Here is a 22,711-nt window from a genome sequence, read left to right as displayed (position 1 = left end):
CAAATCCTGTCACCCCGACTCTGTGTGAAGAACCCCGCAACAAGTATTTTGTTGCGGGGTTCTTTTGCAGATAAGACCTAATTCTTAGATAAATCAGGAGTACAACGCTGTGAAGAGCGCCGTCGAAAACCTCAACCCGACCCGGGTGAAGCTCACCGTTGAAGTTCCTTACGAGGAGCTCAAGCCCCGCGTGGACGAGGCCTACAAGACCATCGCACAGCAGATCCAGGTCCCCGGCTTCCGCAAGGGCAAGGTTCCGGCACGCCTGATCGATCAGCGCGTTGGCCGCGGCTACGTCATCGAGACCGCCGTGAACGAGGGCCTGAACGACTACTACCAGCAGGCCATGGTGGAGAACGAGCTGACCCCGCTCTCCCGTCCCGAGGTTGACATCACCGAACTGCCTTCCATCGAGAAGGAAGGCGAGGGCCAGCTGGTCTTCACCCTGGAAGTTGACATCCGCCCGGACGTGGAACTGCCCGACTACAAGGGTCTGGAAGTGTCCGTGGACGCCAAGGAAGTTGGCGACGAAGACGTTGACAAGGCCCTGGACGACCTGCGCGGTCGTTTCGGCACCCTGAAGGAAGTTGAAGAGCCGGCCGCCGCCGATTCCTTCGTGACCATCGACCTGGTGGCAACCGTCGAGGGCGAAGAGGTCGACAACGCCCAGGGCCTGTCCTACCAGGTGGGTTCCGGCAACATGCTTGAGGGCATGGACGAGGCCGTGACCGGCCTGTCCGCCGGTGAAGACGCCACCTTCGAAACCAAGCTGGCCGGTGGCGAGCACGCCGGCAAGGACGCCACCGTGAAGGTGACCGTCACCGCCGTGAAGCAGCGCGAGCTGCCGCAGGCCGACGACGACTTCGCCCAGCTGGCTTCCGAGTTCGACACCATCGCCGAACTGCGCGAGTCGCTGGCCAAGGACGCCGCCGAGGGCAAGGTCGTCGAGCAGGGAGTCGAGGCCCGCGAACTGGTGCTGGACAAGCTGCTGGAAATGGTCGAGGTTCCGGTTCCGGAGTCGGTCATCGAAGAGCAGGTTGCGCAGCACTTCGAGAACCCGAACGCCGAAGCGGACCACGACACCGAGGAGCACCGCGCCGAGGTGCGCGAGAACACCGAGCGTGCCTTCCGCAACGAGCTGGTGCTGGACGCCATCGCCGACGCCGAGGAAGTTGGCGTGGAGCAGTCCGAGCTGATCGACTACATCGTGCAGACCGCCGGTCAGTACGGCATGGATCCGAATCAGTTCGCCCAGATGCTCGACGGTGCCGGCCAGGTGCCGATGCTGATGGGTGAGGTGCGCCGCCGCAAGGCCCTGGCCAAGGTGCTGGAGTACGCCGTGGTCACCGACTCGAACGGCGAGAAGGTCGACCTGACCTCCTTCGTGAAGCCTGCCGGTGAGGAAGAGGCCGCCGAGGCCCCGGCCGAGGAAACCGCCACCGAACAGGCCGCAGAGACCGACGCCAAGTAGTCCTGGCCTGTAGCCAACCGCAACGCCTTCGGGCTGCCCGCCATGCGCTGGGCAGCCCGGAGGCGTTTTGCGTTGCTGCCGCCGGGGGCGGAGGGAATACCGTGGGGGAGTACCGGGTTGGGCTCAAATGTGAGAGGAATCCGCTGCCTGCACCACACCGCGCCCCGCCCCGGGGCTAATTGTGTGCTTCTTCCCCACCGGGCATGCGCCGTGAGCGAAACACGGGCATGAAACTCCCCAAGAGGCAGTTGAAGTCAGTAATCTCAAAGATAACCAGTCTCGTCGCGGGAGCCAGCCCGGCTCCCACGATCTGATCTCCACATTCGGAAGAGGTAGAGAACATGTCAAATGATTCGCGCACTCCCACGATGGCCAGCGTTGACCCGGCCCACCGTGAGGACTACATCTACAACCGCCTGCTCAAGGAACGCATCATCTGGCTTGGCTCCGAGGTGCGCGACGAGAACGCCAACGCCATCTGCTCGCAGCTGCTGCTGCTCTCGGCAGAGGACCCGGAAGCGGACATCTACCTCTACATCAACTCCCCGGGCGGTTCGATCACCGCGGGCATGGCCATCTACGACACCATGAAGTTCATCCCGAACGACGTGGTCACCGTGGCCACCGGCCTGGCCGCCTCGATGGGCCAGTTCCTGCTCTCCTCCGGCACCCCGGGCAAGCGCTACGCCACCCCGAACGCCCGCATCCTGATGCACCAGCCTTCGGGCGGCATCGGCGGCACCGCCTCGGACATCAAGATCCAGGCCGAGCTGATCATGCACATGAAGAAGATCATGAGCGAGCTGACCGCCGAGCAGACCGGGCAGAGCCTGGACCAGATCCTGATCGACAACCAGCGCGACAAGTGGTTCACCGCGGAAGAAGGCCTGGAATACGGTTTCTTCGACAAGATCGCCCTGCACGCCGGCAGCGTCAGCGGCGGCGGCGGCGTGGGCAACGAATCCTAAAGCCAGCCCCTCGATTGAATTCACCAGATTTTTTGTAGGAGACACCATGCAGTTCAACCCTGAAGCCACCGCGGGGACAATGCCCGAGGCCCGTTACATCCTGCCGCAGTTCGAAGAGCGTACCCCGTACGGCTTCAAGCGCCAGGACCCGTACGCGAAGCTGTTCGAGGACCGCATCATCTTCCTGGGCGCCCAGGTCGATGACGCCTCGGCCGACGACGTCATGGCCCAGCTGCTCGTGCTGGAATCCATGGACCCGGAGCGCGACGTCACCCTGTACATCAACTCGCCCGGTGGTTCCTTCACCGCGATGACCGCGATCTACGACACGATCCAGTTCATCCGCCCCGAAGTGCAGACCGTGTGCCTGGGCCAGGCCGCCTCGGCCGCCGCAGTGCTGCTGGCCGCCGGCACCCCGGGCAAGCGCCTGGCACTGCCCAACGCCCGTGTGCTGATCCACCAGCCGGCCATGGGCGGCGGGGAGCGCGGCACCGCGACCGACCTGCAGATCCAGGCCGAGGAAGTCATGCGCATGCGCGAATGGCTGGAGAACACCCTCTCCTCCCACACCGGTCAGGACACCGAGAAGGTCCGCAACGACATCGAGCGTGACCTGTTCATGACGGCCGATGAAGCCAAGACCTACGGCATTGTGGACGAGGTGCTCACCTCCCGCAAGCTCGCTCGCCAGGTCGGGCACTAGCAGCAAACCGGGTGGTGACCCGGGAATAAAGAAGTGAACGGTGGCGGTTTACCGAGAGTAACCCCGAGCAGGCAGCGGGCACACGATCGGTAGACCGCCATCTTCAGCTAAAGCGTCGCCGTCCTGTCTTAGACTTAACTTTAGATCACGGTCCTCAACTTATAGGGAGAACAGCGCGATGGCACGAATGGGAGAAGGTTCGGACCTGCTGAAGTGTTCTTTCTGCGGAAAGAGCCAGAAGCAGGTCAAGAAGCTGATCGCAGGCCACGGTGTCTATATCTGCACCGAATGCATTGAGCTGTGCAACGAAATCATCGCCGAGGAGTTCGCCGAGGAACACACCAGCGAGGAATTTTCGCTGCCCAAGCCCCGGGAGATCTTCTCCTCCCTGGAGGAGTACGTCATCGGGCAGGAAGCCGCCAAGCGCGCCCTGTCCGTGGCCGTGTACAACCATTACAAGCGCATCCACGGCAACCAGGACAAGGCCCCCGTCGCGGCCCTGACCAACGACGACCCGCTCAGCGACGTCGAGGTCTCCAAGTCCAACATCATGCTCATCGGCCCCACCGGCTGCGGCAAAACCTACCTGGCCCAGTCGCTGGCCAAGAAACTGAACGTCCCGTTCGCGGTCGCCGACGCGACCAGCCTGACCGAGGCCGGCTATGTCGGTGAGGATGTGGAGAACATCCTGCTCAAGCTCATCCAGGCCGCCGACTACGACGTGAAGAAGGCCGAAACCGGGATCATCTACATTGACGAGATCGACAAGATCTCGCGCAAGAGCGAAAACCCGTCCATCACCCGCGACGTTTCCGGGGAAGGCGTGCAGCAGGCACTGCTGAAGATCCTGGAGGGCACCGTCGCCGCCGTGCCGCCCCAGGGTGGACGCAAGCACCCGCACCAGGACTTCCTGCAGCTGGACACCACCAACATTCTGTTCATCGTCGCCGGCGCCTTCGCCGGGCTGGAGGAAATCATTTCCTCCCGCGCCGGACGCAAGGGCATCGGCTTCGGGGCGCCGCTGACCGCGCTGAAATCCGAAACCGCCTCCTACTCGGATGTACGGCCCGAGGATCTGCTGAAGTTCGGGCTGATCCCCGAATTCATTGGCCGCCTGCCGGTGATCACCACCGTGGAACACCTGGACCGCGAGGCCCTGGTCCGGGTGCTGACCGAGCCGAAGAACGCGCTGGTCAAGCAGTACCAGAAGATGTTCCAAATGGACGGGGTGGCCCTCAGCTTCGAACAACCGGCCCTGGAGGCCATCGCCGAACTGGCGATCGAGCGGGAAACCGGTGCCCGCGGCCTGCGCGCCATCCTGGAGGAGACCCTGGCCTCGATCATGTTCGACCTGCCCAGCCTGGAGGACATCGGGGAAGTGGTCATCACCCGTGAGGTGGTGCTCGACGGCGCCGAACCGACCCTGGTTTCCGCCGCCGTCTCCGACAAGCGCGGCAAGAAGTCCGCCTAGGCTCCGCCGCCGGCTTTGCAGAACCGCAGCCGGCGTCGGCACCGCGGGAGATCGCAGTAGTACACAGAACGCAACGTCGAGAAGAAAGTGGGAATCACCATGGCCGAACGAGCCCAAGTAGGTTTCTGGTTTGATCCGATCTGCCCCTTCGCCTGGGCCACCAGCCGCTGGATGAAGGAAGTGGAAAAGGTCCGCGACGTGGACGTGACGTGGAACGTCATGAGCCTGTCCGTGCTGAACGAGGGACGCGACCTGGATGCGGACTACCGTAAGTCGATGGACAGCGCCTGGGCTCCGGTTCGGGTGATCATTGCCGCCGCGGCCGAACACGGTGAGCAGTACAAGGACAAGCTGTACACCGCCATGGGCGAACTGATCCACTACGAAAAGGTTCAGGACCGCGAGGAAGTGGTCCGCCTGGCCCTGGAACGGGTGGGTCTTCCGGCCGAGCTGGCCGAGGCCGGGAAGAGCGATGCCCACGATGAGGCGCTGCGCGCCAGCCATGAGGCCGGCATCAACAAGGTGGGCCAGGACGTGGGCACCCCGATCGTGGAGGTCAACGGCACCGCGTTCTTCGGCCCGGTCATCACCCGGGTCCCCACCGGCGAGGACGCGGGCAAGTTGTTCGACGCCTCCGTGCAGCTGGCTTCCTTCCCGTACTTCTTCGAGATGAAGCGCACCCGCACCGAGAGCCCGGTCTTCGAGAACTAGGCATGACTCAACGAGAATGGCGACCACTGAGTGTGGTCGCCATTCTCGTTGAGTCCCCTCCAGACCGTAGGCCACGTGAAAGGAAAATCAGTGGCACTAGCTAAGCAAGCTTCCCACGGCGGCTCGACGCGCCCCCACCCCATACCCCGGGTGATCGCGGCGGTGCTGGTGATCCTGGGCCTGCTGGCCCTGCCCACCGGGATCATCAGCCACTGGGGCAAAACACAGCTGCTGGACACCCCCACCTTCAGTGCCGCCCTGGCGCCGCTGGCCCAGGACCCCGGGATCCAGCAACAGGTCACCGACGAAGCCACCGGCGCCATCATGGACCGGGTGGAATCCGTGGTGCACGACTCCCGGATCCCCGCCGACAGGCTGCCGCAGTGGCTCTCGGCCCTGACCCAGCAGACCGGAACGGCGCTGGGGAATGCACTGGACACGGCCCTGGATGAGAAGGTTCAGCCGCTGGTGCATGAGGCGGTGCAGTCCGCGGTGCGTTCCGACGCGTTCGCGCGCGCCTGGGAGCAGGGTGTGCACCTGAGCCACACCCAGAGCCTGGCGGTGCTGCGTGAAGAAAGCTCCACGGTCAACCTGCAGGACTCCGGACGCCTGAGCATCAACCTGGGGGTGCTGGTTGACGCCGTGAAAACCGACCTGGAGCAGCGCGGGGTTTCCCTGGCCTCACTGATCCCGGACGTCGATCATGAGGTGGTGCTGCTGCACTACTCGGATTTGGGCCAGGCCAAGGGGTGGGTGGCGTTCTTTGACGCCACCGGCGGCTGGCTGCTGTGGGCAAGCCTGGGCCTGCTGGCTGCCGGGCTGCTGCTGAACTACCGTGCCCTGCCGTTGACGGCGGCCACTGCCAGCCTGCTGCTGGCCGCGGTGGTCTCGCTGTCCGACTTCGTCCAGTCCTCCCTGGGCCGCTGGCTCGGCCAGGATGGGCAGGGCGGCGGCATCGTGCGCCAGGGGTACACGAACCTGGTGCAGCAGGAGCATTCGCTGCTGGTGGCGTTGGCGATCGGGGTGGGTGTGCTGGCGGTGGTCAGCCGCCTGGTCATCACCCCCGGGCCAGGAGCGGCACGGGATGCCGGTGCCCGAGCGGATGTGCGGGCACGGCTGCGCGAAGGCGTGGGCTACGGGACGATCCTGCTGATCGCGTTGTGGCTCTGCCTGGGATTCGCGGTGTCCCCGCCGGCACTGGCCGCCGTGGTGGTGCTGGCCGTGGTGGGCCTGCTCTCGCTGGGCCCGGCCCTGCGCGCCCTGGGCCGCTAAACCGTCCCGCCGGGGGCAGGCGCTGCGGGCTTCTGAGAAAACCGTGGCTCCGGAAGGATGCTTGTCATTCTTCCGGAGCCACGGTTGTTTTTTGGGTGATCACCCTGCGCGGTGCACCTACTGGGCGGCGACGTCCTCGGCCGGAGCCAGTTCGACGTTGAGCACCTGCAGCTCACCGTCGGACTCGATCAGCTGCAGGTCACGGGCGTTGCCGGCCGACTTCAGGTCGGCGAAGCCCGGACGCAGCTGGTCCAGCAGGCTGGCCGGGGCATGGATCTGCCCGGAGAGCACCTCGGTGCGCTGCTTGACCTTCGCATCGCTCTTGGCCTTGCGGATCCCGGACAGTGCCAGTCCCACGGTGGGCAGCACCGCGGTGTCCGCGCTCTGGCGCACCTGGGCCAGGTGCCCGGCGGTCGGCCAGGCGCTCTGGTGCACTGAACCGGTGCGCCACCAGCTCCAGACCTCCTCGGTGGCGAAGGGCAGGAACGGGGCGAACAGGCGCAGCACCGCATCCAGGGTGGTGGCCAGGGCGGCCAGCACGCTGGCCTGCTCGGCCTGCCCGTGCCCGCCGTAGGCGCGGTCCTTGATCAGTTCCACATAGTCGTCGGTGAACGACCAGAAGAACGACTCGGTGATGTCCAGGGCCCGGGCGTAGTCGTAGGACTCGAACGCGCGCTTGGTGTCCTCGATGACCACCGCCAGGCGGGCCAGCAGCGAACGATCCAGCCCGTTGGTGATCACCGCGGCGTCATCGGTGAGAATGTTCGCCTCGGTGGCACCCAGGTTCAGCACGAACTTGGAGGCGTTCAGGATCTTGATGGCCAGGCGGCGCCCGATCTTCATCTGGTTGATCTCATACGCGGTGTCGGCGCCGAGCCGGGCGCTGGCCGCCCAGTAGCGCACGGCATCCGCGCCGAACTTCTCCAGCACCTCGGTGGGAACCACCACGTTGCCCTTGGACTTGGACATCTTCTTGCGGTCCGGGTCCAGGATCCAGCCGGAAATCGCCGCGTGGCGCCATGGGGCGTCCCCGTGCAGCGCGTCGGCGCGCACCACCGTGGAGAAGAGCCAGGTGCGGATGATGTCATGGCCCTGCGGGCGCAGGTCGTACGGGTAGACCTTGGAGAAGAAGGACTGGTCGGTGTTCCAGCGTCCGGCGATCTGCGGGGTCAGCGAGCTGGTGGCCCAGGTGTCCAGCACATCGGCGTCCCCGATGAAGCCGCCGGGCTGGTTGCGCTGGTCCTCGGTGTAGCCGGCCGGGGCCTCGGCCACCGGGTCCACCGGCAGCTGCTGGGCCTGCGGCAGCAGCGGCGCGTCGTAGTTCGGCTCGCCGTTCTCATCCAGCGGGTACCAGACCGGGATCGGCACCCCGAAGAAGCGCTGGCGGGAGACCAGCCAGTCGCCGTTCAGGCCCGAGACCCAGTTCTCGTAGCGTGAGCGCATGAACGAGGGGTGGAAGTCGATCTGCTCGCCGCGGGCGATCATCGCCTTGCGGCGGTCCTCGTCGCGTCCGCCGTTGCGGATGTACCACTGGCGGGAGGAGACGATTTCCAGGGGCTTGTCGCCCTTTTCGAAGAAGTTCACCGGGCGGGTGACCTTCTTCGGCTCCCCATCGAGCAGGTTCGCTTCCTGCAGCAGCTCAACCACGGTCTCCTTGGCGGAGAACACGGTCTTGCCGGCGATCTGGGCGTAGGCCTCGGCCCCGGCGGGGCTGGTGATCCACTCGGGGGTTTCGGCGATGATGCGTCCGTCGCGTCCCACGATGGCGCGGGTGGGCAGCTGCAGTTCACGCCACCAGGTCACGTCGGTCAGGTCACCGAAGGTGCAGACCATGGCGATGCCCGAGCCCTTGTCGGCCTGGGCCAGGGCGTGCGGGCGCACCTCGACCGGGACCCCGAACAGCGGGGAGGTGACGGTCTTGCCGAACAGGTGCTGGTAGCGCTCGTCCTCCGGGTGGGCGACCAGGGCGGCGCAGGCGGCCAGCAGTTCGGGGCGGGTGGTCTCGATGAAGACCTGCTCGCCGTCCTCGGTGGTGAACGGGTAGCGGTAGTAGGCGCCGGCGACCTCGCGGTCCTCCAGCTCGGCCTGGGCGACCGCGGTGCGGAAGGTGACGTCCCACAGGGTCGGGGCCTCGGCCATGTAGGCGTCCCCGGCGGAGAGGTTCTCCAAGAAGGCGCGCTGGGACACGGCCCGGGAGTTGTCATCGATGGTCCGGTAGGTCATCCGCCAGTCCACGGACAGGCCCAGGGTGGTGAACAGCTGTTCGAAGACCTTCTCGTCCTCCACGGCCAGCTGCTCGCACAACTGGATGAAGTTCTTGCGGCTGACCACGTCCCAGTCGCGCTGGTTCTTGGCCGGCTTGGCCGGCGGCTGGTAGTCCTGGATGTAGGGCTTGGACGGGTCGCAGCGCACCCCGTAGTAGTTCTGGACGCGGCGCTCGGTGGGCAGGCCGTTGTCGTCCCAACCCAGCGGGTAGAACACGTTCTTCCCGCTCATCCGCTGGTAGCGGGCCACCACGTCGGTCTGGGTGTAGGAGAACATGTGGCCCACGTGCAGCGAACCGGAAGCGGTCGGCGGGGGAGTGTCGATGGAGTACACCGCCTCGCGACCGGTGTCCTCATTGAAGTGATAGGTGCCCTCGGTGCGCCACCGGGACGAAAGACGTTCCTCCAGGCCTTCCAATGCGGGCTTGTCGGGAACTGAAACCGTGTTGGGCGTGTCTGTGCCCAAGTTTTCTTCTGCCATGTAAGCCATTCTTTCATGTTTCCTCACCCGGGCGGGCATTGTGGCCCATGGGGTGGGACACCCGGCGGGCAGCGCGTAAGAGTCATTCACCCCACTCGTGGTGGGCCGCCGCACCGTTCTATTCTGGTGCCATGACCAACCATGAAAACTCCCCAGCCCCCGCCACCGAAAGATCCGCCGTCGTCACCGGGGCCTCCAGCGGCATCGGCCAGGCCACCGTCAGGGCGCTGCGCCAGGAAGGGTGGCGCGTCTACGCCATCGCCCGGCGCGCCGAGCGGCTGCAGAGCCTGGCCGCGGAAACCGGGGCCATCGCGCTGGCCGGGGATGTCAGCGAGCAGCACAGCGTCGACGAGCTGACTTCCCGGATCCTTGCCGCCGGCGGGGTGGACACCGTCATCAACGTGGCTGGCGGGGCCCGCGGGGTCGACTACCTGGCCCAGGCCAAGGACGCGGACTGGGACTTCATGCTGCAGGTGAACGTGATGGGCACCATGCGCCTGACCCGGGCGCTGCTGCCGCACCTGCGCACCGTACAGGGCACCGTTTTGAACCTGACCTCCACCGCCGCCCTGGCCAGCTACGAGGGCGGCAGCGGCTACAACGCGGCCAAGGCCGCCCAGCGGGCCCTGACCCAGGCGCTGCGCCTGGAGGAGGTCGAGCACGGGGTCCGGGTCATCGAGGTGCTGCCCGGGCTGGTGGCCACCGAGGAATTCTCGCTGCGCCGGCTGGGCAGCGAGCAGGCCGCCGAGCAGGTGTACGCCGGGGTGGCCGAACCACTGAGCGCGGCGGACGTGGCCGAGGTGATCCGCTACGCGGTCAGCCTGCCGCACCACGTGAACCTGGACGAGATTGTGATCCGCCCGCAGGCGCAGGCCGCCAACCACAAGCTGGTGCGCCGCCAGGAGCCGGGACGGTGACCGGCCCGCAGCCCGGCAGCGACCAGCCGGTGCACCCGGTGCACGTGTTGGCCGCCTCGCACGGCACGGACAACCCGCACGGGCAGGAGCAGATCAACCGGCTGCGCCAGCAGCTGGCCGAGCAGGCCGCCGGGCACCGCGCCCTGCGGGACCAGAGCGTGGAGCTCATCTGGCATGAGGCCTACGTCGACGTGCAGCATCCGCAGCTGCCCGAGGTCCTGAAAAGCCTGCCGGAGGGGGAAGCGGCCCTGGTGCTGCCGCTTCTGGTGGCCGATGGGGTGCACACCACCGAAGACATCGCCGGGGCGGTTGCCGGGCGGGCCAACACGGTGGCCGCCGCACCGCTGGGCGCCTTGCCGGCCCTGGCCGCGGTGCTCGCCAACCGGGCCGAACCACACCTGCACGGTGCCACGACGGTGGTGCTGGCCGCCGCCGGCACCCGTCTGCCGGCCGGGCAGCAGCAGATCAGGGACCTGGCCGGGCAGCTTTCCCAGCGCCTGGGCCGAGATGTGCAGGTGGGCTACTGCGCCGGGGCCGAACCAAGGGTGCCGGCACTGGTGCAGGGGCAGGCGGGGCAGCGCACCCTGGTGCTCAGCGCCCTGCTGGCCGAGGGGTTCTTCCAGGACAAGCTGCGTAGCACCGGCGCCTGGCAGGTGACAACACCGCTGTTGCCCGACGTCATGATCGCGCAATGTTTCCTTGAAAGACTTTTCCAGGCGCTGGAAGAGGCGGCGTGGGTGACGAAAAAAGTCGAAGTTGAGGGCCGCTAAGCCGCACGAAGAGATGTGACAGCGACCGGTTGCCAGCGGGTGGGGCCCACTTCCTACGCTGGCAACCATGACGCAGACAACCACACCAAGCCGCCGGCCCCCACGGGCCGCGAAACCCAACGGGCAATGGAAAATTGATGGCCCCACCCCGCTGAACGCCAATGAGGAACTCAAGCAGGCCGATGACGGGCTGAACGTGCGCGAACGCATCGAGACGATCTACGCGGTGCACGGCTTTGACTCCATCGACCCCGACGACCTGCACGGACGCTTCCGCTGGTGGGGGCTGTACACCCAGCGCGCCCAGGGCATCCCCGGCGGCAAGACCGCCACCTTGGAACCCCATGAGCTGGAAGATGAATACTTCATGCTGCGGGTGCGCATCGACGGTGGCGCACTGAGCACCGAACAGCTGCGGGTCATCGGGCAGATCTCCCGGGACTTCGCCCGCGACACCGCGGACATCACCGACCGGCAGAACATCCAGCTGCACTGGGTGGACATCGTCAACGTCCCGGAAATCTGGCGTCGGCTGGAAGCGGTGGGCCTGCACACCACCGAGGCCTGCGGGGACGTGCCCCGGGTGATCCTGGGCTCCCCGGTGGCCGGGATCGCCAAGGACGAACTGATCGACCCGACCCCGGTGATCCAGGAAATCGCGCGCCGCTACATCGGCAACCCCCAGTTCTCCAACCTGCCGCGCAAATACAAGACCGCGATCACCGGGCACCCCAGCCAGGACGTGGTCCACGAAATCAACGACTTCGCCCTGGTGGGCGTGCAGCACCCGGAACTGGGCATCGGCTACGACCTGTGGGTGGGCGGGGGACTGTCCGCCAACCCGCGCCTGGGTGAGCGCCTCGGCGCGTTTGTCACCCCGGGGCAGGCCCCGGACGTCTGGGAGGCGGTCACCTCCATCTTCCGCGACTACGGCTACCGCCGGCTGCGCAACCGGGCCCGGCTGAAGTTCCTGCTGGCCGACTGGGGCCCAGAAAAGTTCCGGCAGGTGCTGCAGGAGGAGTACCTGGGCTACGAGCTGCCCGACGGGCCGCCGGCGCCCAAGCCCGAACAGGCCGGGGACCACTCCGGGGTGCATGAACAGCACGACGGGAAGTACTACATCGGGCTGACCGCCCCGGCCGGGCGGGTCTCGGGCAGCATCCTGCTCGCGCTCGCCGAGCTGGTCGAGGCCCAGGGCTCACGCCGGCTGCGCACCACCCCGCACCAGAAAATCATTGCCCTGGACATCCCCGGCGAGCACGTGCGGCGCTTCACCGACGCCGCGGCCGCGCTGGGCCTGGACGCGTTCCCGGGACTGGTCAAGCGTTCGGCGATCGCCTGCACCGGCATCGAGTACTGCAAGCTGGCGATCGTGGACACCAAGGACACCACCATCGACGCGGTCCGGCAGATCGAAGCCCGGCTCAGCGACCACCAGGGCCGGCTGCCCAAGGCCCTGTCCCTGCACGTGAACGGCTGCCCGAACTCCTGCGCCCGGGTGCAGACCGCGGACATCGGGCTCAAGGGACAGCTGATCACCAACCAGGACGGCGAACAGGTCCCCGGCTTCCAGGTGCACCTGGGCGGCACCCTGGCCGGGGTGGAGAACGGGGAGGCCGGGCTGGGGCGCACCGTGCGCGGGCTGAAAATCGCCGCCGATGAACTGCCCGAGTACGTCACCCGCGTGCTGGGCAGCTACTCCCGGCACTCCGCGGACGGGGAGTCCTTCGCCACCTGGGCCCACCGCGCCGAGGACGGGGAACTGTCATGAGCCGCACCCCTGGAACCCCGCACACCCAGGAGCAGCTGCGCGCGATCGCGCAGCGCGGCGCCCAGGAGCTGGGCTGGGATGCGCCGGCCGCGGCCGTGGTGGATTTCGCCGCCCGGCACCTGCCCCGGCCCGGGATTGCGGTGGCCTGCTCCATGGCCGATGCGGTGCTGCCGCACCTGGTGGCCGAACGCCTGCCCGGGGTCGATGTCCTGTTCCTGGATACCGGGTACCACTTCCCCGAAACCCATGCGACCCGCGATGCGGTGGCCGCCGGGCTGAAGGTGAACGTCATTGACATCACCCCCGAACTGTCGGTGGCCGAACAGGACGCCGCCCACGGCAGGGACCTCTTCGCCCGGGATCCTGCCGCCTGCTGCCGGATGCGCAAGATGCAGCCGCTGGGCCGGGCCCTAGAAGGATATTCGGCCTGGTTCACCGGGGTGCGCCGGGACGAGGCGCCCACCCGCACCGGCACCCCGCTGGTCACCTTCGACGAGGCGCACGGGCTGATCAAGTTCAACCCGCTGGCCGCCTGGAGCTTCGACGAGCTCAGCGGATACGCCGCCCAGCACGCGGTGCCGCTGAACCTGCTGCTGGCCCACGGCTACCCGTCCATCGGCTGCGCCCCGTGCACCCAGCCGGTCGCCGACGGCCAGGACCCGCGCTCCGGACGCTGGGCGGGGCTGGCCAAGACCGAATGCGGCATCCACCTCTGACACCCCCTTTTTCCCGCCATGACACCTCCGCCGCCGGGCACCCCACCCGCGGTCCCGGCGCCGACCCTGCCCTCCGAAGGAGAACCCGATGACCCTGACCGCTACCGCCCCACCGGCCACCGCCCGCAGCGTGCTGGACGCCCTGGAGGCCGAATCCATCCACATCATCCGTGAGGTGCTGGCCGAATTCGAAAAACCCGCCCTGCTCTTCTCCGGCGGCAAGGATTCGGTGGTGGTGCTGCACCTGCTGGCCAAGGCCGTCGCCCCGGCCCGGATCCCCATCCCCGTGGTGCACATCGACACCGGCCACAACTTCGGTGAGGTGATCAAGTTCCGCGACGCCACCGTCGCCCGGTACGGGTTGCGCCTGATCACCGGCTCGGTGCAGGAGTACATCGAGCGCGGCGAGCTCATCCAGCCGGCCGACGGCACCCGCAACCGGCTGCAGACCCGGGTGCTGCTGGACACGCTGGAGGCCAACGGCTTCGACGCGGTCTTCGGCGGCGCCCGCAGGGATGAGGACAAGGCCCGGGCCAAGGAACGCATCCTGTCCCTGCGCAACGAATTCGGCACCTGGGATCCGCGCAACCAGCGCCCGGAGGTGTGGAACCTGTACAACGGGCGCCACGAGCCCGGCTGGAGCGTGCGCGCCTTCCCGATCTCCAACTGGACCGAAAAGGACATCTGGGCGTACATCGAACGCGAAGGCATCGAACTGCCCGGCATCTACTTCGCCCACTGCCGCCAGGTGTTCGAACGCGACGGGATGTGGCGGGCCGTCACCCCGGTCAGCCAGCCGCACCCGCACGAGACCGTGAGCGTGCGCAAGGTGCGCTACCGCACCGTGGGGGACGCCAGCTGCACCGGGGCGGTGCTCTCCGAGGCCGACACCGTCCCCAAGGTTTTGGACGAACTGGCCCTGAGCACCCTGACCGAACGCGGAGCCACCCGGGCCGATGACCGGATCTCCTCCGCCGCCATGGAAGACCGCAAGAAGGAAGGCTACTTCTAAAATGACCGCCACCCACACCACACCACACGCCACCGCACCGCCGAGCACCACCCTGCTGCGCATCGCCACCGCCGGGTCGGTGGACGACGGCAAGTCCACGCTGGTGGGCCGCCTGCTGCACGATGCGAAGGCGATCCTGGCCGACTCATTGGACGAGCTGGCCCGCACCAGCGCCGAACGCGGCTTCGGCGGCCACACCCCGGCCCTGGATCTGGCATTGCTCACCGACGGGCTGCGCGCCGAACGCGAACAGGGGATCACCATCGACGTGGCCTACCGCTACTTCGCCACCCCACAGCGCTCCTTCATCCTGGCCGACTGCCCGGGCCACGTGCAGTACACCCGCAACACCGTCACCGGCGCCTCCACCGCGGACGCGGCCATCGTGCTGGTCGATGCCCGCCACGGGGTGGTGGAACAAACCCGCCGCCACCTGGGGGTGCTCGGGCTGCTGCAGGTGCCGCAGCTGATCATCGCCGTGAACAAGATGGACCTGGTCGGCTGGGACGAAACCGTGTTCCGCGGCATCAGCGAGCAGGTGGGGGAGCTGGCCGCCGGGCTCGGGGTGGGTACCACCCACCTGATCCCGGTCAGCGCCCTGCACGGGCAGAACATCGTCGAACCGGCCGGGCAGGCGCCCTGGTACACCGGGCCCACCCTGCTGGGGCTGCTCGAAGGGCTGCCGGCCGAAGCCGAACACGGCCCGGCCCGGCTGGACGTGCAATACGTCATCCGCCCGCAGGGGGCGCTGGCCCCCGGGCTGGACCAGGACGAGTACCGGGACTTCCGCGGCTACGCCGGCACCCTGAGCGGCGGGCAGCTGGCACCCGGGGACCCGGTGCAGATCCTGTCCAACGGCCAGGTGCTCAGCAGCCGCATCCGCCAGCTGCGCACCCCCGCCGGGCCGGCTGAACGGGCCGCTGCCGGGGAAGCGGTCATCCTGCTGCTGGAGGACGAGGTGGACATCGCCCGCGGGGACACCATCATCGCCGGCGCACTGCCGGACCCCACCCGGCAGCTGCAGGCCGAGGTGTGCGTGCTCGAGAACCGTCGGCTCAGCGCCGGGGACCGGGTACTGCTCAAGCACGGCACCCGGGTGGCCCCGGCCCGCATCACCGACATCGACTGCGTGCTGCAGGTCGCCGACTACACCCGCCATCCGGCCAACACGCTGGGGTTGAACGACCTGGGCCGGATCAATCTGCGCAGCTCCGCCCCGATCGCCCCCGGCGACTACGCCCACTCCCGCGCCGCCGGCTCCCTGCTGCTGATCGACCCGCGGGACGGGGCCACACTGGCGGCCGGCATCATCCGGCCCCCCGGGGCCGAAACGGATGCGGCACACCACGAGGATCCCGGCCATGTCCCCGCCTAGGCAACCGGTGCCCGCACCCAACGACGGCGCCCGCACCCGCTTCAGCGCCGGCGCCGCCCGGCCCCCGCACCGCATCCGCCGGGTGGGCGGGACGCTGGTGGCGCTGCTGGCCGCGGCCGCGGTCCTCACCGCGTTCCTGCCGGCGCCCCAAGGCGAACGGCGGCAGGCGGCGGGCCCGGCCCAGCAGCTGCGCCTGGGCTACTTCGCCACCATCACCCACGCCCCGGCGCTGATCGCCGAATCCCGGGGACTGCTGGGGCAGGCGCTGCAGCCACAGGGCACCGAACTGGTGCCCCAGGCCTTCAGCGCAGGACCGGCCGCCATCGAGGCACTGAACTCCGGGGCGCTGGATGCCGCCTACCTGGGGCCCAGTCCGGCCCTGAACAGCTACCTGTCCAGCGGCGGAAAGTCGCTGCGCATCATTGCCGGGGCCACCGAATCCGGAGCCAGCCTGGTGGTGGACCCCACGATCACCACGGTGCCCGAACTGGCCGGAAGGCAGCTGGCCACCCCGCAATACGGCGGCACCCAGGACGTGGCGCTGCGCCACTTCCTGGCCGAGCACCAGCTGTCCGACGCGGTGAGCATCACCCCCACCTCCAACGGCACGGTCGCCCAGCTGTTCGCCCGCGGCGCCATCGACGGGGCCTGGCTGCCCGAACCCTACGCCTCACTGCTGGTCGAACGGTACGGGGCCCGCCGGTTGGTGGATGAAGCCAGCCTGTGGCCGCAGGGACGCTTCCCCACTACGGTGCTGGTGGCCCGGACCGAATTCATTGACGCCCACCCGCAGACCGTGGCCCGGCTGGCCGAGGCGAACACCGAGGCGATCGCCTGGCTGAACCAGGCCACCACGGACCAGCAGGTCCAGGCGGTGCAGCAGGCCCTGGCCGCGGCCAACGGGGCGAGCCTGCCCCGCGGCGTGATTCGCGCCGCGCTCGCCGAGGTGGATTTCAGCCCGGTCCCCGACGGCAGCAGCTTCACCACCCTGGTGCAGCACGCCGCCGAGGTGGGGCTAGGCCAGCCGGGGGACGTGAGCGGGCTGATCGATCGGCGCTGGGTGCGCCACCAGGAGGAGCCATGAGCGTCCAGCTGCACGAGCTCAGCCTGCGCTACCCGGGCGGGCCGGTGGTGATCGACCGGCTGAGCACCCGGATCGAGGCCGGGGAGTTCGTGGCGGTGCTCGGCGCGTCGGGATGCGGGAAGTCCTCGCTGCTGAACATCATCGCCGGACTGCTGCCACCGACCGCCGGCTGGGTGGAGGTTCCGGCCGACGGGGCCGCGTTCATGTTCCAGGACGCGAACCTGCTGCCCTGGCTGAACGCCGCGCAGAACGTGGAACTGGCGCTGAAGCTGGCCGGGATCCCGGCGGATCAGCGGGGACAGGACGCGCACCGGCTGCTTGAACTGGTGCAGCTGGGGCACGCCGCGCAGCGCAAACCCCATGAACTCTCCGGCGGCATGCGCCAGCGGGTGGCATTGGCCCGGGCCCTGGCCCAGCAGCGCCAGGTGCTGCTGATGGATGAGCCCTTCGCCGCGCTGGATGCCATCACCCGGGACCTGCTGCATGAACAGCTGCGCGACCTGTGGCGCAGCTCGGGCAAGACCATCATCTTCGTCACCCACAATGTGCGCGAGGCGATCCGGCTGGCCGGTCGGATCCTGGTGCTCTCCTCCCACCCGGGTCGGATCCTGGAAACCCGGCAGGTCAGCGACGCGCTGCGCAACAACCCGGTCCGGGCCGCCGACCTGGCGGACGAACTCACCGCGATCCTCAGAAAGGAGCAGGCCAAAAATGAGCATTCTCGCACCCCGGCTTGAACGGGGCCTGGCACCCGCCGCCCGGCGCCGCCCGCCGGCGGTGCCCTCCCGGATTGATGCGGTTGTTGCCCCGCTGCTGGTGGTGGTCGTGGCGCTGAGCCTCTGGCAGATCCTGGCCTGGGTTTCCCCGCTGCGCGATGACCTGTTCCCGGCCCCGGCCGACGTCGCGGCCCGGCTGCCGGCCGTGCTGGCGGACGGGACGCTGGCGGCGGCGGTGGGCACCAGCCTCTGGCGCGCCGCCAGCGGGTTTGTGCTGGCCGTGCTGATCGCCACCCCCATCGCCCTGCTGCTGGGACACCAGCCGCTGCTGCGCAAAGGAATCGGCCCACTGGTCTCCGCCCTGCAGGTGCTGCCCTCCATCGCCTGGGTGCCGGCGGCGATCATCCTGTTCGGGCTCAGCGACGCCACGATCTACACGGTGCTGCTGCTCGGGGCGATTCCCTCCATCATCAACGGGCTGCTGGGCGGGATGGACCTGATGCCCCCGGCGTACCGGGCGCTGTCCCAGGTGCTGGGCGCAAACCGGCTGCAGCACCTGTGGCATGTGGAGCTGCCCGCCGCCTTGCCCGGCTATGTGTCCGGGCTGCGCCAGGGGTGGGCCTTCGCCTGGCGCTCGTTGATGGCCGCGGAACTGATCGCGGTCGGCGGCGCGCTGGCCCCCGGGGTCGGCTCCCTGCTGCAGCGTGGACGGGACCTGGCCGATTTGCCCCTGGTGATCTTGGTCATAGTGGTCATCCTGCTGGTCGGGGTGCTCATTGAACTGGCCTGCTTTGCCCCGGTGGAACGCAAACTCCTGCGGGACCGGGGAATGAGACGAACTGGAGAAAACAATGGATAAAGGAAGCATTACCCTCATCGGCGGCGGCCCAGGAGACCCGGAGCTGATCACCGTGGCAGGCTACAAGGCATTGATGCGAGCGGACGTGGTCCTGGCGGACCGGCTCGGTCCCACGGCGCTGCTGGACGAGTTGGAAGATCACGTGCAGGTCATTGACGTGGGCAAGGCCCCGGGAAGCCACCTGGCGACCCAGGACGAAATCAACCAATGCCTAGTCAGCGAGGCCCGGCAGGGGAAGAACGCGGTGCGCCTGAAGGGCGGAGACCCGTACGTGCTCGGCCGCGGGGGAGAAGAGGCCGCCTACGCGGCCGCCCACGGGTTTACCGTGCGGGTGATTCCCGGCATCACCAGCGCCGTGGCGGTGCCGGCCGCCGCCGGCATCCCGGTCACCCACCGCGGGCTGGCCGCCGGGTTCAGCGTGGTCACCGGCCACCAGGAGCTTGGCGATGTGCCGTTGCGCACGGACCACACCCTGGTGATCCTGATGGGCGTGGGCCGCCTGGCCGCCACAGTGCAGACGTTAACTGGGCGTGGGCTGGGAACTAACACTCCGATTGCCATAATTGAGCGAGGTTACTCACAGACGCAACGCACAACTATCGGTACTCTAGAAGAGATCGTAGTGCGCGCCCAACAAGCCGCAGTAACGAATCCGGCCGTCATTGTGATTGGTGACGTGGTTCGACTGGCCCCCGATGCTGCAGTGCAGCTGGCTGAGCTTCAGCCGCTGACCCACACCGATACTGCGGTGCCGGCCCTATTCGTTGACTAAGAAAGTAGAAGTTGTTTGATGAGTGAACTTAGCATTCCAGAGCACCTGACCAACCGACCCCTGCGCGTGGCCATCGTCGGCGCCGGACCGGCCGGGATCTACGCAGCCGACATGCTGGCCAAGAGCGAAGCAGTCTCCTCCGGCGCCCTGCAGCTGAAAGTCGACCTCTTCGACGAGCTGCCCACCCCGTTCGGCCTGATCCGCTACGGGGTGTCCCCGGACCACCCGCGCATCAAGGGCATCATCACCGCCCTGCACAAGGTGCTGCACAACGACTGGATCGACTTCTACGGCAACGTGGGCCTGGGGCGGGACATCACCCTGGATGAACTCAAGGCCCGCTACGACGCGGTGATCATCGCCACCGGCGCCCAGAAGGACGCCGACCTGAACATCCCAGGCGTGGACCTGGAAGGCTCCTTCGGCGGCGCCGACTTCGTCTCCTGGTACGACGCCCACCCGGACACCGACCGCACCTGGGACCTGTCGGCCAAGGAAGTGGCCGTCATCGGCAACGGCAACGTGGCCCTGGACGTGGCACGCATCCTGTCCAAGCACGCCGACCAGCTGCTGGAAACCGAAATCCCGGAGCACATCTACGAGCAGCTGAACAACTCGGCCGTCACCGACGTGCACATCTTCGGCCGCCGCGGTCCGGCGCAGGTGAAGTTCACCCCGCTGGAGCTGCGCGAATTGTCGCACTCCAAGGATGTGGACATCGTCCTGTACCCGGAGGACTTCGAGTTCGACGCCGCCTCCGATGAGGCGATGAAGACCAACAACCAGACCAAGACCATGGTCTCCACGCTGACCAACTGGCTGATCGAGCAGGAAGAACGCGAAGAGGCTCCCAGCGCCTCGCGTCGCCTGCACCTGCACTTCCTGCAGTCCCCGGTCGAGATCGTCGGCGAGGACGGCAAGGTTGCCGGCCTGAAGATGGAACGCAATGAACTGGACGGGACCGGCAACGTGCGCGGCACCGGAGAGTTCACCGAATACCCCGTCCAGGCGGTCTACCGCGCGGTGGGCTACTTCGGTTCGGCCGTGGACGGCATCGAATACGATGGCGCTGCCGGCGTGCTGCCCAACGAAGGCGGCCGCGTCCTGGACGCCCACGGCCAGCATGTGCCGGGCCTGTACGCCACTGGCTGGATCAAGCGCGGTCCGGTGGGCCTGATCGGCCACACCAAGGGCGACGCCCTGGAGACCATCAACCACCTGCTCACCGACCTGGACCAGCTGGCCCAGCCGAGCCAGGACGCACCGATCACTCAGCTGCTGGAGGAACGCGGCGTGGACTTCGCCACCTGGGAAGGCTGGCTGGCCCTGGACCAGCAGGAGAAGCAGCTGGGCAGCGAGGCCGGAACCGTGCCGACCCGCTTCGGCGAGGTTACCCGTGACCGCGTCAAGGTAGTTTCCCGCGAAGAGATGCTGGAGCATGCCCGGGCAAAAAAATTTGCTGAGAGCCTGTAAGCACTACCCCAGGCTCTAGAACCGGCCCCCGCGCCGCGACAGGAACCCCCTGTCGCGGCGCGGGGGCCGTTCTGCAACCAGCAGCCCTTTTCGAGGTGACAAGGCGGTTTTGGAGTGCACCGGTATCGGGGGTCACTGCTTCTTTTCCCAAAGGTCGCTAGACTGAGGCCATGGCTAATGAACAGAGGAAAAAGGCACGGAAGGAAGCGAACCTTGCTGCCGATCTTGAGATGATTTGGCAGGAAGAGTCACCCGAAACCGCGGCGAGCACGAAGTTTGCCGATCAGGTCGACGGGGAACTGGGGACCCGCCCCTCCAAGAACGGCAAGGATTCCTAGATAACCGTTGCGGCGTGCGTATCTTCGCGAACGCCGGACAACTGCGACCGACACGAGCCAGTCAGTAGCCGCCACCGGGTCCTTGCGGGCTCAACCATGTCCCGAGCGCGGTGCCTCAGAAAGCCAGATCATTCCCTTTGGCGGCCTGGCCGGGCCTCGCAACCCGGCCGGCAGCCGGTTCAACCTCACTTAGGTCGCAGGTTCGGGTGGCCCAAGGATCACCAGCTGGGCTTGTTTATGGACATGTAGCGGTCCACCGCGCCGGTGACATTGGCACCGAAGGATCCCGGATTGCAAAACACCACACACATTTGCGCTCTCGGCAACCAGAAAGGCGGGGTCGGAAGACCCACGACTATCTTCCACCTGGCCCGTTCTGGCATGCTCTGCGGGCTGCATGTGCTCGTGCTGGACAACGCCCCTCCGAGCAACCTCACGGCCGTAGCTGCCGCCGAACCAGTAACCGAGAAGCAGAGACGCCCTTGCCCATGACCGGAGAGGCCCCGGAAGACGTTCGCCTACCGGATCGCGCGCGTTGCCATGACCTAAACAGGTTGACAGCACGGGGCAGCGTATCAACGCAACGCTGCCCCGTCCTCGACTCTTCAGCGAAGGGCTCTCCGGCTCCAATACGCCTGCGCCGGAAGCTCTGAGCATTCGGCAATGGAGCACAGAGGTAAGGTGAGGAACGTAATAGGAAACCAGGAGACGCGCCCCGCGCTAAAGAGGGCGGAAAAATGGTCTCTGCCCTCATGTAAGGAGACCCATAATGAAGGAAAACCTATCTAGTCATATTCGTGGCTTTGTTTTCTCCTTCATCAGTTCGCTCGGAACTGTCGTCCTGGCTACGCTCTCTTCGCTCCTTGGATATAACTCAAATTCACTCTCCGACAGCCTCTCAACGCTAGTGGTATTCTTCGCCGTTTCCAGCGTCTTCGCTGCACTGATAGCTTCTGTCGTCTCGACGGGACTGTTCGTGCTGGGGAGCCGAAAGGGGCGAGTTTCCGGAGGAATTATTGCCTCCGTCGCGGGCGTGCTGCTTCTGGGCTTCGTCTTTGCTCTCCTCACGCAGCAGATTCCCGACTATGACGTGACGCTGCTCCTGATCATTGGAGGCTGCCTTGGATCACTCACCGGCCCAATTAGTTTCATCGTCGCCCTCCAGCCCCAGGCTGCCCGTGAAAACAGCCTGGATCTACACTCCTCCTAGAACGTTTTCGCCAAGCGACTACCAGCCCACCCAATGACCTGCTGATTTGGCATTGACCCTCGCGATCAGACTTTTTTGTGCCGGGGGCGATCACCAATAACAAGTTCTGGTCCAAAGCAAGGATGATAGAAACGAAGTTCTCTCAAGTGCTGATGCTTGTCCCATACGGCGGTCGTCGTTCACCGGGGCACCCGCTCTACTGATCTGGGTTGCTAGAGGTCTCTATGCTCGCGGCCAAGATGCGCGTCGCGTATACCCCGCCCGCGAGAATGCCCAATGAAGGTGCCTCATACGGACGCCAAAAACGATCGTTTTAAGACCGTCTTGCCTTGCACTCACTATTTCGAGTGACACGCC

General features: G+C 67.0%; 19 protein-coding genes and 1 pseudogene. 19 read left to right on the top strand and 1 reads right to left on the bottom strand.

Annotated elements, in window-relative coordinates:
- The first annotated feature begins 109 nt into the window (after positions 1 to 109).
- The 6 genes from tig to FDN03_RS12835 all read left to right on the top strand — a co-directional run bounded on the left by tig (position 110) and on the right by FDN03_RS12835 (position 6,596).
- Complete coding sequence (tig, locus tag FDN03_RS12860) at positions 110 to 1,471, top strand: trigger factor (RefSeq protein WP_138177719.1); 1,362 nt, start codon at positions 110 to 112, stop codon at positions 1,469 to 1,471.
- Positions 1,472 to 1,839: 368 nt separating this feature from the next.
- The gene (locus FDN03_RS12855) at positions 1,840 to 2,439 is read left to right on the top strand and encodes an ATP-dependent Clp protease proteolytic subunit (RefSeq protein WP_054821410.1); all 600 of its coding nucleotides are present in this window, start codon (positions 1,840 to 1,842) and stop codon (positions 2,437 to 2,439) included.
- Between the two features lie 46 nt (positions 2,440 to 2,485).
- Positions 2,486 to 3,142 carry an ATP-dependent Clp protease proteolytic subunit gene (locus FDN03_RS12850; protein WP_138177717.1) on the top strand — a complete coding sequence of 219 codons (657 nt, stop codon included), beginning with the start codon at positions 2,486 to 2,488 and terminating at the stop codon, positions 3,140 to 3,142.
- 178 nt (positions 3,143 to 3,320) lie between these two features.
- Positions 3,321 to 4,613 (top strand): ATP-dependent Clp protease ATP-binding subunit ClpX, encoded by a 1,293-nt coding sequence (gene clpX, locus FDN03_RS12845; protein ID WP_138177715.1) that lies wholly within the window; start codon positions 3,321 to 3,323, stop codon positions 4,611 to 4,613.
- Positions 4,614 to 4,712: 99 nt separating this feature from the next.
- Entirely contained in the window at positions 4,713 to 5,324 is a 612-nt protein-coding gene (locus tag FDN03_RS12840; RefSeq protein WP_138177713.1) for a DsbA family protein, read from the top strand.
- A gap of 90 nt (positions 5,325 to 5,414) precedes the next feature.
- Positions 5,415 to 6,596 (top strand): hypothetical protein, encoded by a 1,182-nt coding sequence (locus FDN03_RS12835; RefSeq protein ID WP_138177711.1) that lies wholly within the window; start codon positions 5,415 to 5,417, stop codon positions 6,594 to 6,596.
- 117 nt (positions 6,597 to 6,713) lie between these two features.
- On the opposite strand, the gene valS is transcribed toward FDN03_RS12835, so the two are convergent.
- Positions 6,714 to 9,341 (bottom strand): valine--tRNA ligase, encoded by a 2,628-nt coding sequence (gene valS, locus FDN03_RS12830; RefSeq protein WP_138177709.1) that lies wholly within the window; start codon positions 9,339 to 9,341, stop codon positions 6,714 to 6,716.
- 131 nt (positions 9,342 to 9,472) lie between these two features.
- Between valS and FDN03_RS12825 the strand changes: the two genes are divergently transcribed.
- The 13 genes and pseudogenes from FDN03_RS12825 (at position 9,473) to FDN03_RS12765 (ending at position 22,354) form a co-directional block, all read left to right on the top strand.
- Positions 9,473 to 10,258, top strand: a complete 786-nt coding sequence (locus FDN03_RS12825) for an SDR family oxidoreductase (protein ID WP_138177707.1) — start codon at positions 9,473 to 9,475, stop codon at positions 10,256 to 10,258.
- The gene (locus tag FDN03_RS12820) at positions 10,255 to 11,028 is read left to right on the top strand and encodes a CbiX/SirB N-terminal domain-containing protein (protein WP_138177705.1); all 774 of its coding nucleotides are present in this window, start codon (positions 10,255 to 10,257) and stop codon (positions 11,026 to 11,028) included. The genes FDN03_RS12825 and FDN03_RS12820 overlap by 4 nt, the downstream gene beginning before the upstream one ends.
- A gap of 67 nt (positions 11,029 to 11,095) precedes the next feature.
- Positions 11,096 to 12,799: a nitrite/sulfite reductase gene (locus tag FDN03_RS12815; RefSeq protein WP_138177703.1), complete on the top strand. Its 1,704-nt coding sequence runs from the start codon at positions 11,096 to 11,098 to the stop codon at positions 12,797 to 12,799.
- Positions 12,796 to 13,515, top strand: coding sequence for a phosphoadenylyl-sulfate reductase (locus tag FDN03_RS12810; RefSeq protein ID WP_138177701.1), 720 nt, complete (start codon positions 12,796 to 12,798; stop codon positions 13,513 to 13,515). Before FDN03_RS12815 ends, FDN03_RS12810 begins: the two co-directional genes overlap by 4 nt.
- A gap of 88 nt (positions 13,516 to 13,603) precedes the next feature.
- Complete coding sequence (cysD, locus tag FDN03_RS12805; protein WP_138177699.1) at positions 13,604 to 14,527, top strand: sulfate adenylyltransferase subunit CysD; 924 nt, start codon at positions 13,604 to 13,606, stop codon at positions 14,525 to 14,527.
- 1 nt (position 14,528) lies between these two features.
- Positions 14,529 to 15,902, top strand: a complete 1,374-nt coding sequence (locus FDN03_RS12800) for a GTP-binding protein (RefSeq protein WP_138177697.1) — start codon at positions 14,529 to 14,531, stop codon at positions 15,900 to 15,902.
- Entirely contained in the window at positions 15,889 to 16,986 is a 1,098-nt protein-coding gene (locus FDN03_RS12795; protein ID WP_171021252.1) for an ABC transporter substrate-binding protein, read from the top strand. Before FDN03_RS12800 ends, FDN03_RS12795 begins: the two co-directional genes overlap by 14 nt.
- Positions 16,983 to 17,723 carry an ABC transporter ATP-binding protein gene (locus FDN03_RS12790; protein ID WP_138177694.1) on the top strand — a complete coding sequence of 247 codons (741 nt, stop codon included), beginning with the start codon at positions 16,983 to 16,985 and terminating at the stop codon, positions 17,721 to 17,723. The genes FDN03_RS12795 and FDN03_RS12790 overlap by 4 nt, the downstream gene beginning before the upstream one ends.
- A complete protein-coding gene (locus FDN03_RS12785; protein ID WP_138177692.1) occupies positions 17,698 to 18,561 on the top strand; it encodes an ABC transporter permease subunit in 864 nt (287 codons plus the stop codon). The genes FDN03_RS12790 and FDN03_RS12785 overlap by 26 nt, the downstream gene beginning before the upstream one ends.
- A pseudogene (gene cobA, locus FDN03_RS12780) lies at positions 18,560 to 19,333 on the top strand (uroporphyrinogen-III C-methyltransferase); the annotation flags it as partial. The gene FDN03_RS12785 and the pseudogene cobA, both read left to right, overlap by 2 nt.
- An 18-nt stretch (positions 19,334 to 19,351) precedes the next feature.
- Complete coding sequence (locus tag FDN03_RS12775; RefSeq protein ID WP_138177688.1) at positions 19,352 to 20,806, top strand: FAD-dependent oxidoreductase; 1,455 nt, start codon at positions 19,352 to 19,354, stop codon at positions 20,804 to 20,806.
- A gap of 170 nt (positions 20,807 to 20,976) precedes the next feature.
- Positions 20,977 to 21,144 (top strand): hypothetical protein, encoded by a 168-nt coding sequence (locus tag FDN03_RS16445; RefSeq protein ID WP_171021251.1) that lies wholly within the window; start codon positions 20,977 to 20,979, stop codon positions 21,142 to 21,144.
- Positions 21,145 to 21,913: 769 nt separating this feature from the next.
- Positions 21,914 to 22,354: a hypothetical protein gene (locus FDN03_RS12765; RefSeq protein ID WP_138177686.1), complete on the top strand. Its 441-nt coding sequence runs from the start codon at positions 21,914 to 21,916 to the stop codon at positions 22,352 to 22,354.
- Positions 22,355 to 22,711: the final 357 nt, after the last annotated feature.

The organism is Glutamicibacter sp. V16R2B1 (assembly GCF_005774635.1).
GTDB classification, from domain to species: Bacteria; Actinomycetota; Actinomycetes; order Actinomycetales; family Micrococcaceae; genus Glutamicibacter; species Glutamicibacter creatinolyticus.
Note: the sequence above shows the minus strand (reverse complement) of the source record. Positions and strands in the feature narration are given on the sequence as shown.